At 35.7% G+C, this 18672-nt stretch carries 16 protein-coding genes; 9 read left to right on the forward strand and 7 right to left on the reverse strand.

The genetic code is table 11. The annotated features are described in order from the left end of the window. Positions 1-11: 11 nt before the first annotated feature. From katG to ACFSRZ_RS12360, 5 genes are all read right to left on the reverse strand, one after another. Complete coding sequence (gene katG, locus ACFSRZ_RS12340) at positions 12-2231, reverse strand: catalase/peroxidase HPI (protein ID WP_379666873.1); 2220 nt, start codon at positions 2229-2231, stop codon at positions 12-14. A 439-nt stretch (positions 2232-2670) separates the two neighbouring features. Continuing rightward, entirely contained in the window at positions 2671-3033 is a 363-nt protein-coding gene (locus ACFSRZ_RS12345) for a hypothetical protein (protein ID WP_379666874.1), read from the reverse strand. An 8-nt stretch (positions 3034-3041) separates the two neighbouring features. Continuing rightward, positions 3042-3542 carry a cupin domain-containing protein gene (locus ACFSRZ_RS12350; RefSeq protein WP_379666875.1) on the reverse strand — a complete coding sequence of 167 codons (501 nt, stop codon included), beginning with the start codon at positions 3540-3542 and terminating at the stop codon, positions 3042-3044. Next, entirely contained in the window at positions 3539-4051 is a 513-nt protein-coding gene (locus tag ACFSRZ_RS12355; RefSeq protein ID WP_379666876.1) for a flavodoxin family protein, read from the reverse strand. Before ACFSRZ_RS12355 ends, ACFSRZ_RS12350 begins: the two co-directional genes overlap by 4 nt. A 93-nt stretch (positions 4052-4144) precedes the next feature. Next, positions 4145-4744: a hypothetical protein gene (locus ACFSRZ_RS12360; protein WP_379666877.1), complete on the reverse strand. Its 600-nt coding sequence runs from the start codon at positions 4742-4744 to the stop codon at positions 4145-4147. A 143-nt stretch (positions 4745-4887) separates the two neighbouring features. Here ACFSRZ_RS12360 and ACFSRZ_RS12365 point away from each other — a divergent pair, with 143 nt between their 5' ends. The 3 genes from ACFSRZ_RS12365 to ACFSRZ_RS12375 all read left to right on the forward strand — a co-directional run bounded on the left by ACFSRZ_RS12365 (position 4888) and on the right by ACFSRZ_RS12375 (position 9278). Continuing rightward, positions 4888-5715 carry an exonuclease domain-containing protein gene (locus ACFSRZ_RS12365; protein ID WP_379666878.1) on the forward strand — a complete coding sequence of 276 codons (828 nt, stop codon included), beginning with the start codon at positions 4888-4890 and terminating at the stop codon, positions 5713-5715. Between the two features lie 133 nt (positions 5716-5848). Further along, on the forward strand, positions 5849-6334 hold the full coding sequence (locus ACFSRZ_RS12370) for an ABC transporter ATPase (RefSeq protein ID WP_379666879.1): 486 nt from the start codon (positions 5849-5851) through the stop codon (positions 6332-6334). A 19-nt stretch (positions 6335-6353) separates the two neighbouring features. Beyond that, complete coding sequence (locus ACFSRZ_RS12375; protein ID WP_379666880.1) at positions 6354-9278, forward strand: glycoside hydrolase family 3 N-terminal domain-containing protein; 2925 nt, start codon at positions 6354-6356, stop codon at positions 9276-9278. Here ACFSRZ_RS12375 and ACFSRZ_RS12380 read toward each other — a convergent pair. Together ACFSRZ_RS12380 and ACFSRZ_RS12385 are read right to left on the reverse strand one after the other, a co-directional pair. Then, positions 9250-10302 carry a lysophospholipid acyltransferase family protein gene (locus ACFSRZ_RS12380; RefSeq protein WP_379666881.1) on the reverse strand — a complete coding sequence of 351 codons (1053 nt, stop codon included), beginning with the start codon at positions 10300-10302 and terminating at the stop codon, positions 9250-9252. The genes ACFSRZ_RS12375 and ACFSRZ_RS12380 overlap by 29 nt on opposite strands. A gap of 13 nt (positions 10303-10315) precedes the next feature. Next, complete coding sequence (locus ACFSRZ_RS12385) at positions 10316-11005, reverse strand: Crp/Fnr family transcriptional regulator (RefSeq protein ID WP_379666882.1); 690 nt, start codon at positions 11003-11005, stop codon at positions 10316-10318. 107 nt (positions 11006-11112) lie between these two features. Here ACFSRZ_RS12385 and ACFSRZ_RS12390 point away from each other — a divergent pair, with 107 nt between their 5' ends. The 6 genes from ACFSRZ_RS12390 (at position 11113) to ccoN (ending at position 18670) form a co-directional block, all read left to right on the forward strand. Further along, entirely contained in the window at positions 11113-13485 is a 2373-nt protein-coding gene (locus ACFSRZ_RS12390; protein ID WP_379666883.1) for a heavy metal translocating P-type ATPase, read from the forward strand. Next, the gene (gene deoC / locus ACFSRZ_RS12395; RefSeq protein WP_379666884.1) at positions 13485-14153 is read left to right on the forward strand and encodes a deoxyribose-phosphate aldolase; all 669 of its coding nucleotides are present in this window, start codon (positions 13485-13487) and stop codon (positions 14151-14153) included. The genes ACFSRZ_RS12390 and deoC overlap by 1 nt, the downstream gene beginning before the upstream one ends. After that, positions 14137-14835, forward strand: a complete 699-nt coding sequence (gene deoD / locus ACFSRZ_RS12400) for a purine-nucleoside phosphorylase (RefSeq protein WP_379666885.1) — start codon at positions 14137-14139, stop codon at positions 14833-14835. Before deoC ends, deoD begins: the two co-directional genes overlap by 17 nt. Beyond that, positions 14835-16190, forward strand: a complete 1356-nt coding sequence (hemN, locus tag ACFSRZ_RS12405) for an oxygen-independent coproporphyrinogen III oxidase (protein WP_379667046.1) — start codon at positions 14835-14837, stop codon at positions 16188-16190. The genes deoD and hemN overlap by 1 nt, the downstream gene beginning before the upstream one ends. Positions 16191-16271: 81 nt before the next feature. Further along, positions 16272-16454: a cbb3-type cytochrome oxidase assembly protein CcoS gene (gene ccoS, locus ACFSRZ_RS12410; RefSeq protein ID WP_379666886.1), complete on the forward strand. Its 183-nt coding sequence runs from the start codon at positions 16272-16274 to the stop codon at positions 16452-16454. An 11-nt stretch (positions 16455-16465) separates the two neighbouring features. Then, positions 16466-18670, forward strand: a complete 2205-nt coding sequence (gene ccoN, locus ACFSRZ_RS12415; protein WP_379666887.1) for a cytochrome-c oxidase, cbb3-type subunit I — start codon at positions 16466-16468, stop codon at positions 18668-18670. Positions 18671-18672 lie beyond the last annotated feature (2 nt).

An 18672-nucleotide genomic window follows, 5' to 3' on the forward strand; every position in this document is an offset into this window, starting at 1 on the left:
AGTATATAAAATTATGCAAGATCAAAACGGTCAAGATTCATAACTTTTGCCCATGCAGCAACAAAGTCATTGACAAATCTTTCTTCTCCATCGTTGGCTCCATATACTTCGCAAACCGCTCTTAATTCTGTATTAGATCCAAAAATAAGATCGGCACGTGTTCCGGTATATTTTACCACTCCTGTTTTACGATCACGTCCTTCAAAAAGACTTTGATCAGAAGAGGTTGCACTCCATGTAGTTCCAAGATCAAGAACATTCACAAAGAAATCATTGCTCAAACTTCCTACATTGTCTGTAAACACTCCATGATTTGATCCGTCGTAGTTGGTTCCAAGAACTCTTAAACCTCCAACTAATGCCGTCATTTCCGGAATAGAAAGCGTCAATAAGTTAGCTCTGTCTACTAATAAATCTTCTGCAGCAACTTTTACTTTTGGATTGATATAATTTCTGAATCCATCAGCCAATGGTGTTAAATAGCTAAAAGATTCTATATCTGTCTTTTCTTGAGAAGCATCACCACGTCCTTGTGTAAAAGGAACATTTACATTATGACCTGCATTTTTAGCAGCTTGCTCAACTCCAACATTTCCTCCTAAAACAATCAAATCAGCAATAGAAATCTCTCCGTTAAAATCATTTTGAATGCCTTCATATACAGCTAATACCTTATTCAATTCGGTAGGGTTGTTTACATCCCAGCTTCTTTGAGGCTCTAAGCGAATTCGTGCTCCATTAGCACCACCTCTCATATCTGAACCTCTAAATGTAGAAGCAGATGCCCATGCAGTAGAAACTAACTGTGAAACAGATAATCCTGAAGCAGCGATGCTTTTCTTTAATGTATCAATATCAGAATCACTTAGGGTATAATTTACTGCCGGAATAGGATCTTGCCAAATCATCTCTTCTTGAGGAGCCTCAGGTCCTAAATAACGATGAATAGGTCCCATATCTCTGTGCGTTAACTTAAACCAAGCTCTGGCAAAAGCATCAGCAAAAGCATCATGATCTTCATGAAAACGTTTTGAAATTTCTAAGTATTTTGGATCTATCTTCAAAGCCATGTCAGCTGTAGACATCATCAACGCTTGTGTTTCATTAGAGTTTCCTGCTTTTGGAGCTCTTCTTGCTTTTGATGCTTCTGTAGGAGTCCATTGGTGTGCGCCTGCAGGACTTTTTGTCAATTCCCAGTCATAATTTAATAGCACATCAAAATACTCGTCATCCCATCGAGTAGGGTTGGGAGTCCATGCACCTTCTAATCCACTGGTAATAGCATCATCTAACACTCCTGATTGATAGGTGTTTTTCCATCCCATACTCATTTGTTCTATAGGAGCACCGTGAGGTTCAACACCAACATATTTATCAGGATCTGCAGCACCATGAGCCTTACCAAATGTATGCCCTCCGGCAACCAAGGCTACAGTTTCTTCATCATCCATTGCCATTCTACCAAAAGTCAACCGAATGTCGTGTGCAGATTTTAAAGGATCCGGGTTTCCGTTTGGCCCTTCAGGATTTACATAGATTAATCCCATATGTACAGCCCCTAAATGTCCGGCTAAGTTTTTATCGCTCGTATCATAACGATCTTCGTTATCTAACCAATTGGTTTCTGATCCCCAATCAATATCTTGCTCAGGTTCCCAAACATCTTCGCGTCCACCGGCAAAGCCAAATGTTTTGAAACCCATAGATTCCAATGCACAGTTCCCTGCCAAGATCATTAGATCGGCCCAAGAAATTTTGTTTCCATATTTTTTCTTTACCGGCCACAAAAGCAAACGAGCTTTGTCTAAATTTCCATTGTCGGGCCAACTATTTAATGGAGCAAAACGGTGTGTACCTGTACCGGCACCACCACGTCCGTCGCCAACTCTATATGTACCGGCACTATGCCAGGCCATGCGTATCATAAAAGGACCGTAGTGTCCATAATCTGCAGGCCACCAATCTTGAGAATCTGTCATTAGATCAATGACATCTTGTTTTAACTCATCATAATTTATACTGTTAAATGCTTTGGCATAATCAAAATCATCACCCATAGGATTTGATTTTGGAGCATTCTGACGCAAAATATTTAATTTCAATTCATTAGGCCACCAGTCACGATTGGAAGTTCCGCCTCCGGCACCTTTGCTAAGTTCTCCACTCATAAATGGACATTTGCCTTCACCATTCGAATGATGAGAAGCATGTGGGTTTGTGTGATCTTGCATTTTTGATAATTTTTTTAATTACTTCCTTCAAATTTACAACAATATCTGAATAATTTTTATCTATATTTTTTATTTAAATATAAATTTACTCTATATTAATTTTAATTCAAAATACTGACATTGTTGTGTTTACGTATTTTTGCCTGTTTTTAGAAAACCATATTTATGCGCTTTTCAAAAAAAACGATGAAAATTACTTTTGGATACAGAGAACACTAACCTTATAAACTAGCTTAAGATTTTAGAAGTTTCATAGTCACTGTTTGGGGGGCAAATTACAGAGCTATATGAGAAGAAATAAATCTCAGTTCAGACGAAAGTTTTAAACTATGTGAATGACTTTCACAAGATAAGGTATGATGTTCGTGTCTAGTCAAGAGTGATGAAGAACACTCATTTAGTTAGACAGACGGAAAACCGAGGTTATGCTCGGTTTTTTTTATTTACCAATATCATCTATAGTATTAATATTCTCTTGTGTTGTTCTTTCCTTTTCTTTTTTAGTCAATTTTCGTGTCATAAGGAAAATCCCTACAAAAAAGGAAATATAACCTACAGCTCCTATAGTCATGGTCATATATTGAAAGAAAGTACTTTCGTAGGGAAAATGAACTCTTACAAAAAGAGGTTCAAAGACAAATAATTCTAACCATGTAAGTAAAATGAGGAGCGCTCCAAAAGTTATCAGTTTACTGATTCCATTCTTTTTCACTCTCATATAATTATAAGCTCCTACAAAGGCTAAAAATGTAGGTGCTAAGAGAATGATGAATTCTAAAAATAATTCTTCGAATTGAATCATATATTTTTTTAATGGTGAGTTAGTTTAGAAATGATCTTTTTATACTGAGGAAATAACTCGGTTAACTCTTTTCTTTCAGGCAATACAAAATCGGCAAAATCAAATCCGGGAGCTACCGTACACCCTACCAATGAGTAAGCATTGGCATCTATAACTTCAGCAGCAAACCAATCACCGCCATTCACAACATACTGAGGCACTTCTCCGTTTTGAAGATCATTTCCAATCATATGGTAAGAATATTCACCTTCTTTAGAGATGATGTGCAGTTTAAGTGGAGTACCTTTGTAGAAATGCCATATCTCATCTTGGTTGATCTTATGAAAAGCAGAAAATTTTTCTGAAGTCAACAAAAAATAAATGCAAGTCGAATAATTTCTATTGCCTTGATATTTTTCTCCTAATACAGTAGTAGGAATTTCTCCTGTGCTTCTGTACGTTTCTTTAAAATAACCACCTTCAGGATGTTCTTGAAGTTCTAATTTTTCAATGATTTCTTGTGCTGTCAATGTGTATCGATTTGATTCCTAAAAGTATCAATTATTTTCTTAGCATCAGCGTCAATTTCCGATCCATCAAACCAAGCATGAACATCTCCTAAATAGGCCATACCTAAATAATTTGCACTTTCTCTAAATGGCATATCATATCCTTCTTTACGATCGTTCATTCCTGAATTGCTGATCATTGCCATGCTTTTACCACGTAATGTTCTTCCTAATTCTTTTCTGTAATGGAGTAAGTCAGAAAGTCTATCAAAGAAAGCTTTCATAATTCCACTCATACTATACCAATAAACAGGAGTTGCAAAGATGATAATGTCGTATTGTGCTGTTACTTTTTCCATCATTGGAAGAAAATCATCAGCATGATTTTTGAAATCATAATCAAACTGACCGATCTTTTTGTCCAATAGATCGATCACGTCAAAATCATTGTTCTTATTAAGGTATTCTATTACTTTTTGTGTATTTCCGTTTCTGTTGGAGCTTCCTTTGATGATAACTTTATTATTCATTCAGTAAAAGTCAGCAATCAATACATAAGAAGCTACTCATTGCAATTGGAAAATTCGATAACTTAGAAGAAAATATTGATAGGAAGTATAGTGCTATTCCATCTTTTTTTTCTTAGTTCTGTAGACGTGATAACTGAACTTGTTCATAAGGTTTCCCCAAACAATTTTCATGTCTGTCCAAGAGTTTGATTGGGTAATGAAACTAGGAAACAAAAAACTTTGCTTGGGCTCAGATATGAAGTGATAGATGTTAAAAACAGTATGTTTGGAAGAAGAGTTTTGTAAAGTACCTACAATTTTGAGATCTACTTCCGTAGTCTCTTCATCTCCCAAATATTCATTGTTAGCGTCATAAAAAGCATCAAAAGAGCTTTTCTCACTTAGAAAAATTGTGTCAATACTAAGTGTTAGATTGCTATTTGTGTCAATCACAAAATTACGGGCCTTTAATTTTTTAACAAGTACATCGTGTAAAGCATTTAATTTTCGATCGTTTTTAGCATAATCGCCTAAGAAATGTGGAAGCGTATCTATTTGTTTAATATATACAGGATCGTACTTCAGATATAGTGGAGTAGGAGTTTTAAACTTTTTACGTTTCCATTTAAAATCGTTTTTGATCAAATGAGGATTCAAAGGTTGGCAAGCCCATATAAAAGATAAGGCGATAACCAAAAGAGTAATTTTTTTCAAGAATTTTTTGTTAGGATTGATGGCTAGATCATATCAAAAGAAGTGCCAAACCATAGAAAATAAGGTAACTATAATTATCCTTGAAATATGCCCAATCTTGACTTCATTTTTCTTACTTTTATTGTTACTTAAGAAACGAATTTATGGAATTGAAATTAACAAAACCCCTAGTCTTTTTTGATTTAGAAACCACAGGTGTAAACATAGGAACAGACAGGATTGTAGAGATATCAATTTTAAAGATTTTTCCAAACGGAACTCAAGAGAGTAAGACCTGGTTGGTAAACCCTGAGATTGAAATACCGGCAGAAGCTACAGCAGTTCACGGAATTACCAATGAAAAAGTAGTTACAGAGCCTACCTTTAAAGAATTAGCACATACAGTGAATACTATGATTGCAGATTCAGATTTGGCCGGATTCAATTCCAATCGTTTTGATATTCCTTTATTGGCTGAGGAATTGTTAAGAGCGGGAATTGACTTTGATATGAATACCAGAAAAGCAATTGATGTTCAAGTAATATTCCATAAAAAAGAGCAAAGAACATTAAGTGCCGGGTACAAATTTTATTGTGGTAAAGATCTAGAGGATGCACACTCAGCTGAAGCGGATACAAATGCGACTTATGAGATATTAAAAGCTCAGTTAGATAAATATGATGATATAGAGAACTCAGTAGATGCCTTAAGTGAGTACTCCTCTCATACGAAGAGAGCAGATTTTGCCGGATTCATTTTGTTTAATGATCAAGATCAGGAAATTTTCTCTTTTGGGAAATACAAAGGAAGAACTGTTGAAGAAGTATTGAAAGAAAATCCGGGGTACAATGCCTGGATTCAGAATGCAGATTTCCCATTGTACACCAAGAAAGTATTAAGAGAGATCAAAGAGCGAATATCAGCACCTAAGAATACCATGACGGATGAAGAAAAGCTGAAAGCTCTACAGCAAAAGTTCAATTTGAGATAACTGTTTAAGTACTTTTAATTGACAATTCTTTCGAAGTAACAAAAAGTGTTACATAGGGAAATGGATTTCAAGAGTAAGTACTTTTGTTTCTGCAATTTCCGTAACTTTATCAAATTAAAATTAGCGTAAGATTATGTTTGTAGAATACAATAACTTACCCGAAAATTCTAGAGTTTGGGTATATCAATCCGATAGAGAGTTTACACAAGAAGAAATATCATTTATATCAGAAAATGCTCAACAGTTTATAGAGCAGTGGACCAAGCACGGATCAGATCTAAAAGGATCTTTTCTGATCAAATACAATCAGTTTTTAGTATTGGCAGTAGATGAAGGATTCAACGATGTTTCCGGGTGTTCCATCGATGCATCTGTACGTTTTGTGCAAGAATTAGAAAAAGCATTGCGCGTAGATATGATGGATAAAATGAATATTTCTTTTAAAGACGGAGATCATATCAATGTTGTAAGAATGAATGATTTTAAAAAATATGCCAAAGAGCATAAAATAACGCAAGACACCGTTGTGTTTAACAATATGGTTAATACCAAAGAAGAATTTGAAAATCAATGGGAAGTTTCTGCAAACCAAAGCTGGCATAAACGTTTTTTGGTGTAATTTTTGAAGAATTAACAGTATGATGAAAAAACTACTCCCAATCCTTGTTTTATTACTTTCTGTACAATCCTTTTCTCAAAACCTAGACCCTTTAAGGACCAATGATTACTATGCACAACAGAAATGGGTAGATAGTATTATGAGTTCTATGACCATTGAGGAAAAAATAGGGCAGTTGTTTATGGTGCAAGCATATTCCAATAAAGACACTGTGCATGAAAATTTTATCAAAAAAATGATCAATGAATACCATGTAGGGAACTTGATCTTTATGCAAGGTACACCGGATAAACAGGCAGAATTAACAAACGATTATCAAGCTATATCTAAGATTCCAATGCTCATAGGATTTGATGGTGAATGGGGATTGGATATGCGATTGAAAAACACATATAGATTCCCATGGAATATGACTTTGGGAAGCATTCAGGAAGATAAACTGATCTATGAATTTGGAAAACATTTAGGAAAGCATTGTAAACGATTGGGAATCCACGTAAATTTTGCTCCTGTTGTAGATATCAATACCAATCCGGAGAACCCAATTATAGGAAATCGTTCTTTTGGTGAAGACAAAGTAAATGTTACTCAAAAAGCAATTGCTTTTAGCCAAGGTATGCAAAGTGTTGGAGTGTTAGGAACTGCAAAACATTTTCCGGGGCACGGAGATACAGCAACAGATTCACATATAGGTCTGCCTGTGTTGAATTTTGATATGGATCGATTGGAAGCGATAGAGCTTTATCCATATAAAAGAATCTTTGACGGTGGTGTAGGAGGAGTAATGACGGCTCATTTAAGTATTCCGGTTTTAGAATCCAATCCAAAGTTACCTACCTCTTTGTCTAAAAAAGTAGTTACAGATCTGCTCAAAGAAAAACTAGGGTTTTTAGGGTTAATTTTTACAGATGGATTGAATATGAAAGGTGCGGCTAACTATTCTACGTCTGCTGAGATTGACCTAGCAGCAATACAAGCCGGGAATGATATTCTGTTGATTCCGCAAGATGTACCTGCAACTGTAGAATTAATGAAAACATCTTTGAGTAACGGAACATTATCTGAAGATAGAATTAATGAATCGGTACGAAAAATCTTATTGGCAAAGTACAAAGTAGGATTGCATCAATACCAACCTATAGATACGCTAAATTTAGTTGAAGAACTAAGTACCGTTCAAGATGAGATCTTGCACAGAGATCTTGTAAAAGCCTCTATGACGGTAATCAAGAACAAAAAGAAGATCTTACCTGTAGAAGATTTAGAAAAGAACAAAAAGATAGCCTATGTAGCTCTTGGAGACGATTCTGGAGACGATTTCTTGAACATTCTGAGAAAGTATACAAAGATTACTAAAGTTTCAGGAGAGAAGTTAGATAAGATTGTCAGTGAACTAGAAGATTTTGATCTAGTTATTATAGGATACCACAAGTCAAACAAGCATCCGTGGAAATCGTATAAGTTTAGCAATCAAGAATTGGTTTGGTTGCATGAAATTGCAAGAAAAAATAAGACGATCTTGTCTGTTTTTGCAAGCCCTTACAGTTTGTTGGATGTAAAATCTTATAACAACTTAGAAGGGATTCTGGTGGCATATCAAAATAGTAAGAAGGCACAAGAAATAGCAGCACAAACTATTTTTGGAGCAATTGCAGCCAATGGAAAGTTACCGGTATCTATAAAAAAAGAATTTCCGGTAGGAACAGGATTTACCACCAAGAACTTACAAAGACTACAATACACTATTCCTGAGGAAGTAGGAATGTCTAGTGAAAAACTTTCTAAGATCGATTCTGTAGCAGAAGTTGTGCTGAAAGAAAAAATGGCTCCCGGATTACAAGTTTTGGTAGCAAGAAAAGGTAAGGTGATCTATGAAAAGAGCTTTGGATTTCATACCAATAAGAAAAAAGATACTGTTAGGAATTCAGATTTGTATGATGTGGCTTCACTAACAAAAATATTAGCTTCTTTACCAATGCTAATGAAAGCAGAAGAAGATAAGAAGATACCTTTAAACGCCAGTTTACGAGATATCTTACCCAAGTTTAAAAAATCGAATAAAGACACTGTAACAGTACAAGAAATTCTTTCTCATTACGGGAGATTACAAGCTTGGATACCGTTTTATACGCATACACAAGATAGCATTACAAAGAAGAACCTGAACAAGTTCTACAGTAAAAAGAAAACCAAAAAGTACAGTATTCAGGTTGCTGAAAATCTGTATTTGAATAAGTCGTATAAAGATTCGATTTATAAATACATCAAAGAAGCAGATCAAAGAGAAAGAGTAGGCTACAAGTATAGCGATCTAGGCTATTATTTGTTCAAAGAAGCGCTGGAAAGAAAATACAGAAAGAGTTTGGATGAACTGGTACAGAGAGAGTTTTATCAATCTTTAGGAGCTGATAGAATGACCTATCTTCCTTTGCAAAAATTTGAAAAGAAGGAAATCGTTCCAACAGAAAAAGACACCTATTTTAGAAATCAATTGTTGCATGGTTATGTACATGATATGGGAGCTGCTATGCAAGGTGGAGTAGGCGGTCATGCAGGACTGTTTTCCAATGCAAATGATATTGCTAAGTTGATGCAAATGTATTTGCAAAAAGGATATTACGGAGGAAAAAGATATTTCAAAGCCTCTACATTTGAAAAGTTTAACAAACGTTATTACGCTTCCGAAGAAGTGAGAAGAGGTTTAGGTTTTGATAAACCTCAATTAAACCCGGATATCAAAGCTACTTGTGGATGTGTATCCGACGAGAGTTTTGGACATAGTGGGTTTACAGGAACATATACATGGGCAGACCCACAAAGCGGGATTGTTTATGTGTTCTTATCCAATCGTGTGTATCCTACTATGGAAAACAGAGGTTTGGTAAAAGAAGACATCAGAACAGAAGTACAAAGACTTATTCAAGAGGCAATTCTGCCGGAGTAGGATGAAGCTTGCTAAACAGTAAGATTGCCAACAGAGAACAGGCAAAGTAGATCAAAGCTATTTTCCACCCAAAAAACCAAAAAGCAATGTAGGATTGTAGCAAGTATGATAATCCGAAAGTTAAGGTGTTAAACCCAAAGCGAAAAGTATCTACAAACTCTATTTCATCATTCTTTTTATCAACATACCTCCACAACAACCAAGGGATCAAAGTATTTAAAACAATCAAAGGTTTTAAGAAAGCCAACACGTTTATACTGCGCTTTCTACCGGTAATTTTTCCTGTTTTAATCATCTCATTAGCAGCTGTTACATCAGTAAAATCTACATTAGCCTTATTCATAGATTGTAGTATGCCGCTATAGTTTTCATCATCAGGAATATGCACAGATAATTGTTGAAGTTGTTGGGTAATTAGTTCTTTTAATTGTCGAGTTTTCGTTACCTGATCCTCAGGAGAAAAATACGAGTTAGCCAAGACAGGAGTTCCGTAGTTTAAGGTAACTTTTGATGGGTAAACCGATGAGTTTTGGTAGGTGATTCCAACCGGAACTATTTGGATTTTTAAATCAGGATTTTGCTCCAAAGCACCAAAAACAATTCGTGTAAAGCCTTTACTTAAAGGTCTGATCGTTCTCTTGCGACTGTGACTTCCTTCTGGAAAGATCATGAGTGCTTTCCCTTCATTGAATATAGAAAAACACTTCTCAAATATCTCTTGATTTTTGCCAAGCTTTTGAACCCCGTCACGAATTCTGTAGATAGGCATTAAATTAAGTGTGGCTAAAAATTTCTTTACCAGCGGTTTTTTAAAAACGGCTGCCCTCACCAAAAAATGTTGAATTCTAGGATTGTTCACTGCAACAATCAATGGATCTATCAATCCATTAGGATGATTCACCATAAACAAAACAGCACCCTTTCTGGGGATGTGCTTTTTCCCGGAAACATTAATGTTTTTCGTGTAAAAGAACAACGAAGATTTAATCAGAACCTTTACAAAATAATACCAGATTGTTTTCAAGTTCTATTGCAATTTAAAACCCTTCTGCAATTCGTTGCAGAGATTTGGAGTCTAAAATATAAATATCTTTTCCTTTGAGGTTGATGAGTTTTTCTTTTTTAAAGGTAGAGAGTAATCGAATAGCCGATTCGGTAGCCGTACCAATAATACTAGCAATATCTTCTCTTGAAAGTTGAATGTCTAGCGGCCCATCTTCAGTTGTCTTGTAGTTTTGTTGTAAGTGCAAAAGAGTCTCTGCTAAACGTTGTTTAACTGTCTTTTGAGCCATGTCTACAATAACGTTGTCAGCCTCTTTTAAAGAAGAAGCTAGTTCTTTTAACATGCTCATGGTAAAGTTGTGATTCTTTTTAAGATCTTTTACAATCTCTTCCTTTGGAATAAAACAAACTTCCATATCATTAATGGCGGTAGCTTTTAAGTTTGAAGCCTCTTCGCTAATCAAACTGCGTTCTCCGATCAAATCACCTTTTTTGATCAGTTTTACAATTTGATCCCTACCGTTGTTGCTCATTTTTGTGACTTTGCAAACACCATCTTTAATACAAAAAACACCATTGATGTATTCACCTTCATCAAAAAGAACATCACCTCTTTTGACATGCTGAGAGGTTTTACAGGCTGAAATACGAATGAGTTCATCCTTAGAAAGTTCGTTTAAAGAGTTCAGTTGACGTATGATACATTGTTCACATTTACCACTCATTTTCTCAGAAATTAGACAATCTAAGGTAACAAAAAAAGCTGATAAATGTCATGTTTTTTGACAAAAAGATAACGGAATTTTGTACTGGGCAAAGAGCAAATAAAATCATGAAGTCACAACCTTGTTTTCATTGTGGTACACCTTGTGATGATCAGCGAATTACAATAGAAGAAAAAAGCTTCTGTTGTTTTGGCTGTAAAACCGTGTACGAAATCCTGTCTGAAAACGACATGACCTGTTATTACGATTTCGAGAATAATCCCGGAGCTATCCCTGTAGAGATTCAAGGGAAGTATGATTATCTCGAGAATGAAAGTATTGTGTCAAAACTCATCGAGTTTGAAGATGACGACTTTCAGATCGTAACACTTTACATTCCTCATATTCATTGTAGTTCCTGTATTTGGGTATTGGAAAACCTACAACGACTCAACCAACATGTCATTTCATCTCAGGTTAATTTTCCTAAGAAGACCATTAGATTACACTACAACAGCAAAGAAAGTTCATTGAAAGAAATGGTAATCTTGCTTAGTTCTATTGGATACGAGCCATACATTAGCTTAGAGGATACTGAACATAAAACAAAAGCGGTAGACCGAACGATCTACTATAAACTTGGAATTGCAGGATTTGCTTTTGGAAATATTATGTTCTTATCATTTCCGGAGTATTTTGAAGTCTCAGAGTTTTGGTTAGAAAAATATAAGTATGTCTTTCGTTGGTTAATGCTATTCTTCTCGCTACCGGTAGTTTTCTATGCTGCAAGCGATTATTTTGTTTCTGCTTACAAAGGATTGAAATCAAAGCTGCTAAATATAGATGTGCCTATCGCGCTGGGAATTTCTGTACTGTTTATTCGAAGCTCGGCAGAAGTGATTTTCGATGTAGGAACAGGTTTTTTTGACAGTCTCTCCGGTTTGGTTTTCTTTCTGTTATTAGGAAAATTCTTTCAACATAAAACCTATAACTTTTTATCTTTTGAACGTGACTATAAGTCCTATTTCCCAATAGCAGTTACAAGAATTAAGAATAAGAAGGAAGAAAATATTGAGATCTATGATGTTCAAAAAGGAGATCGCTTGTTGATCAGAAATCAAGAGTTGATCCCAACAGACGGAATCTTAATCAGTTCCAGTACTTATATTGATTATAGCTTTGTTACAGGTGAGTCAAAACCTGTACAAAAACACTCAGGAGATAAGATATTTGCAGGAGGAAAGCAGTTACAAGGAGCTGTAGAGATGGAGGTGTTGGCTTCTGTTTCTCAAAGTTACCTGACACAATTGTGGACCAACGATGTATTCAATAAAGAAAACAGATCGTCTTTTCAATCACTAACAGACGGAATCAGTAAATATTTTACTATAGCAGTTATTAGCATTGCTGTCTTGGCAACTGCTTTTTGGATATTCTTTGATCCAAGTAAAGCTTTGTCTGTTTTTACTGCCGTTTTAATTATTGCTTGTCCTTGCGCAATTGCCTTGGCTGCACCGTTTACCTTAGGAAATATGTTAAGGATTTTTGGAAAGAATAAATTCTATCTAAAAAATGCACAAGTAATAGAACAGTTATCAAAGATTGATATGGCTGTTTTTGATAAAACAGGAACCATTACAAGCAATCTGGAGAATGAAGTTCTTTATGAGGGAAATGAGCTAACTATAGAACAAAAATCAGCATTAAAAAGTTTACTCAGGAATTCTAACCACCCTTTAAGCAGAAAAATTTATGATCAGGTGCTTGATGCAGAAACCGTATCAATTACAAACTTTCAAGAGATCTTAGGAAAAGGAGTGCAAGCAGAAGTAAATGAGAAATCTATTAAAGCTGGTTCTTCTTCGTTTGTAAACTCTAAAGAGAGTGCTCTTAATTTTGACACATCAGTTCATGTGAGCTTTGAAGATGAATACACAGGAAAATTTACAGTAAAGAATTCCTATAGAAAAGGAGTAGAGAAGGTATTTGACTCTTTAGAAGAAGACTACGATATCGCAATTTTATCAGGAGATAATGAGGGTGAGAAGGAATACTTGCAAACGATTTTGCCGGAGAATACTCAAATGTATTTCAACCAAAAACCAGAAGACAAACTAAGCTATATTAAAACACATCAAGAAAAAGGAAAGCAACTTCTTATGGTAGGAGATGGATTGAATGATTCCGGAGCTTTAGCACAAAGTAATGTTGGAATTGCCATTTCTGAAGACATCAATGTATTCTCTCCGGCCTGTGATGCAATACTAGATGCAAGAAAATTTAATAAGATTCCAAAATTCTTACAATTATCTAAACAATCTATTAAGGTAATTCGTCAAGCATTCTTGCTATCTTTAGTTTACAATTTAGTAGGGCTATATTTTGCTGTTACAGGACAATTGTCTCCTGTTATTGCTGCAATTTTAATGCCTCTTAGTTCTATAAGTATTGTTGTATTTACAACAATAACCACCAATTTAATTAGTAAAAAAATAAAATGATGAAAATTTCTAGATATATAGACCACACACTATTAAAGCCAGCGGCAACCAAAGAACAGATCGAGCAACTTTGTAAAGAAGCTGTAGAAAATAAGTTCTATGCTGTTTGTGTAAATGGTTCATATGTTGATTTTGCAAGTGACTATTTGAAAAATGAAGAAGTATATGTGGCAGCTGTAGTAGGGTTTCCACTTGGAGCGATGGACACAGATTCTAAAGCATGTGAAGCTAAAAACTGTATTGAAAAAGGAGCAGATGAAATAGATATGGTACTCAATATAGGGCTCTTGAAATCAGGATACTATACCAAAGTTCTCAATGATATCAAAGCCGTTAAAGAAGCAATAGGAGATAAAGTTTTAAAGGTGATCTTGGAAACATGTTATTTAACCAAAGAAGAAATTATTGTGGCTTCACAAATAGCAGTGAAAGCACAAGCTGATTTTGTAAAGACTTCTACAGGATTTGGAACAGGAGGAGCAGAATTGGAAGATGTAAAACTGATGAAAGAAGTTGTAGGAGATAAAGCTGAAGTAAAAGCATCAGGAGGAATTAGAGATCATGGTACAGCTATGAGGTTTATAGAAGCCGGAGCAACAAGATTGGGAACGTCTTCAGGAGTATCAATTGTAAATCATAAAAAAGGAACAGATGAGCATTCATATTAATGCAGAGAAAGGAGCAATAGCAGAAACTGTTCTATTGCCGGGCGACCCTCTAAGAGCAAAATGGATAGCCGAAACATTTTTAGAAGATGTAACTTGTTATAATGAAGTGAGAGGAATGCTTGGGTATACCGGATTTTATAAAGGGAAAAGAGTTTCTGTACAAGGAACAGGAATGGGAATCCCTTCTACACTGATCTACAGTGAGGAATTAATCAAAGAATACGGAGTTAAAAATTTAATTCGTGTAGGATCTGCAGGTTCCTACCAGGAAGAAGTTAAGATCAGAGATATCGTATTGGCTATGGCTGCCTCTTCTACTTCCAGTATTAATACGAGAAGGTTTCACGAAGCAAACTATGCACCTACCGCTAATTTCGAATTGTTTCAGAAAGCTGTGAAAGAAGCAGAAAAACGAAATATTGAGATCAAAGCAGGGAATGTGTTAAGTTCTGATGAATTTTATGCCGATAATTTCAATGACTATAAGTTATGGGCAAAATTTGGAGTTCTATGTGTTGAAATGGAAGCAGCCGGATTGTATACCGTAGCCGCAAAATACAATGTAAAAGCGTTGACTATTCTAACCATTTCAGACAGCTTGGTAACCGGAGAAAGAACAACAGCGCAAGAAAGAGAAGAAACTTTTGAAGAAATGATGCATATAGCTTTGTCAATAGCTTAATTATGGAAAACCTAATACAAAAATATAATGTTCCAGGACCGAGATATACAAGTTATCCTACGGTACCTTTTTGGAATGAAGAGAGTTTTAGCAAAGAAAAATGGATTCACTCTTTCCAAGAAACATTTAGCAATACCAATCAAGAAGAAGGAATTAGTTTGTACATTCACTTACCTTTCTGTGAAAGCCTGTGTACTTTTTGTGCCTGCCATAAGCACATTACCAAAAGACACGAAATGGAAGAGCCATACATACAAACAGTCTTGAAAGAATGGAATTTGTATGTAGATCTGATGAGTGAAACTCCAATCATCAAGGAAATTCATTTAGGAGGAGGAACACCTACTTTTTTCTCTCCTGAAAGTTTGCAAATATTGCTGGAAGGAATATTGGCAAAAGCAGTAAAGCATCAGGATTATGAATTTAGCTTTGAAGGACACCCAAACAATACAACTAAAGAACATTTGCAAATACTTTTTAACCTTGGGTTTACTCGTGTGAGTTTTGGAGTACAGGACTATAACGAGAAAGTGCAAAAAGCCATCCATAGAATTCAACCTTTTGAACAAGTCGAAAAAGTAACAGAATTGGCAAGAAACATTGGATATACTTCTATAAGTCACGATTTAGTTTTTGGCTTACCTTTTCAAGATAAAACCTGTATGGTTGATACCATTCAAAAAACAAAATCTTTACAACCCGATCGTATCTCATTCTACAGTTATGCACATGTGCCTTGGATAAAAGGAGTTGGGCAAAGAGGATTTAATGAAAAAGATCTTCCTAAAGACGAAGAGAAAAGAGAATTGTATGAAACCGGAAAACAATTATTGGCTGAACTGAATTATGTAGAAATTGGAATGGATCATTTTGCATTGCCAACAGATACATTATACACTTCTGCAAAAACACATAAGCTACATAGAAACTTCATGGGATACACGGCACAAAAAACGTCTCTTATGATTGGTTTAGGAATGTCTTCTATCTCAGATTCGTGGTCTGCTTTTGCTCAAAATGTGAAGACTGTTAAAGAATACCAGCAATTAGTTTCTGAAGGAGAAATTCCGGTATTCAGAGGACACATTTTATCAAAGAAAGATCTCGTAATAAGAAAGCATATTTTAGAATTAATGTGTCAGTTTCAAACACAACTTTCATCGGATTTTGACGACTTACATCTGAACGAATCTTTACTAAAAGAATTGGAAGATGATGGTTTGATCAAACTCTCTTCAAATACAGTAGAGGTTTTGGAAGAAGGAAAACCCTTTGTTCGTAATGTTTGCATGGCTTTCGATGCTTATCTTAACACAAATCTTCAACAGAAAAAGCGCTTCTCAATGACTGTGTAAAAAAGATTCCAAAACATGATAAATGTCATTTTTTAGGAGTCGATCCCGAGGTAATTTTACCTTGATTTTATCAGGCATTATATGAGCGTAATCTATTTACTACTCGCATTAAGCATATTAGTTGCTTTAATTTTTTTCGTTGCATTTATCGCGTCAGTGAAAAGTGGTCAATACGATGACTCGTATACGCCGTCTGTTAGAATGTTATTTGACGATGAAATCGTACAAGAAGATAAAAAGGACTCATCAACTAAAACTGTATAAACAATTAAATTATGGAAGTACAACAATTTTATTACGATAATAAGATCGTAAAAAAATTCATCTACGCAACCATGCTCTGGGGAATCGTTGGATTCTCTATCGGGCTATTATTGGCGTTTATGTTTTTGTTCCCGAACATCACCGACGGGATCTCTTGGCTAAGTTTTGGGCGTCTTAGACCTCTGCATACCAATGCAGTAATCTTTGCCTTTGTAGGAAACGCGATCTTTGCCGGAGTTTATTATTCGTTACAGCGCCTTTTAAAGACAAGGATGGCAAGCGATTTTCTCAGTAATTTCAATTTCTGGGGGTGGCAAGCCATTATAGTTGCAGCGGCGATTACACTTCCTTTAGGTTATACAACTTCTAAAGAATACGCTGAGCTAGAGTGGCCTATTGATATTGCCATTGCTTTGGTTTGGGTAGCTTTTGGAGCTAATATGATCTGGACTATTTTAAAGAGACGTCAACGACACTTATATGTAGCCGTTTGGTTCTATTTAGGAACCTTCGTTACTGTTGCTGTACTTCACATATTCAATAGTTTAGAATTACCGGTTAACTTTTTAAAGAGTTACTCTGTATATGCAGGAGTACAAGACGCATTAGTACAGTGGTGGTACGGGCATAACGCCGTAGCATTTTTCTTAACTACACCTTTCTTAGGGTTGATGTACTATTTTGTACCAAAAGCAGCTAACAGACCTGTTTATTCTTATCGATTATCTATTGTACACTTCTGGTCGTTGATCTTTATCTACATATGGGCAGGACCACACCACTTGTTGTACTCAGCTCTTCCGGATTGGGCGCAAAACTTAGGGGTTGCTTTCTCAGTAATGCTGATTGCACCATCTTGGGGAGGTATGATCAATGGATTATTAACCTTGCGTGGAGCTTGGGATAAAGTAAGAACAGACCCTGTTTTAAAATTCATGGTGGTAGCAATTACCGGATACGGTATGGCAACCTTTGAAGGACCAATGTTATCATTGAAAAATGTAAACGCCATTGCACACTTTAGCGATTGGGTTATTGCACACGTACACGTTGGAGCATTGGCATGGAATGGTTTCTTAACCTTCGGTATGTTGTATTGGTTGATTCCTAGAATGTTCAAAACAAAATTATTCTCTAGAGGATTGGCAAACTTCCACTTCTGGATCGGAACATTAGGAATTGTAATCTATGCGTTACCAATGTATATCGCTGGTTTTGTACAAGCTTTAATGTGGAAAGAGTTTAACGAAGAAGGAAAATTAGCGTACACATTTTTAGATACCGTTAAAGAGATCGTTCCTATGTATTGGATGAGAGCGATTGGAGGTAGTTTATTCATCTTAGGAGCTATTGTAATGTTATACAACGTTGTAATGACGATTCGTTCAGGATCAAAAGTTACAGATGAATTAGCTGAAGCACCTGCATTAACAAAAGTGCCTAAGAGAAGACAAAGAGGAGAAGGATACCACACATGGTTAGAAAGAAAGCCTGTGAAATTAACGATCTATGCTACAATTGCCATCTTAATTGGAGGTATCGTGCAGATCATCCCAACTCTATTGGTAGATTCTAACATTCCTACCATTACAAGCGTAAAACCTTATTCACCTCTTGAGTTAGAAGGTAGAGATCTATACATCCGAGAAGGTTGTGTGGGATGTCACTCACAGATGATTCGTCCGTTTAGAAGTGAAGTAGAACGTTATGATTGGACAGGTAATAAGCAATACTCTATGGCAGGAGAGTACGTATATGATCATCCATTCTTATGGGGAAGTAAACGTACAGGACCGGACTTATTGAGAATTGGAGGAAAATACTCAGATGCTTGGCATTTCAATCACATGTACGATCCACAAAGTACTTCGTCAGGTTCCATCATGCCTAGATATCAATGGTTGATCAAGAACAAACACGATTTATCTGAAACGGAAAGTAAAATGAGAGCCATGGTAAGTCTTGGAGTTCCATATACCGAAGAAGATATAGCAAAAGCTAGAGAAAGCATGGATCAACAGGCAGAGAAAATAAAGACAAGCTTATATGAAGTTCCGGATATCAAAGAATCATTCGAACAAGAAAAGAAAGATCTAGGAGACAAGTTTGTGCCTTTAAAAGAAAGAGAGATCATAGCACTAATCGCTTATTTACAACGATTAGGAACTGATATCAAATTAGAAAATGTAAAAGATAAATTAAGCATAAAAGAATAGAG

The sequence above is a fragment of the Pseudotenacibaculum haliotis genome, assembly GCF_042684245.1.
GTDB lineage: Bacteria > Bacteroidota > Bacteroidia > Flavobacteriales > Flavobacteriaceae > Polaribacter > Polaribacter haliotis_A.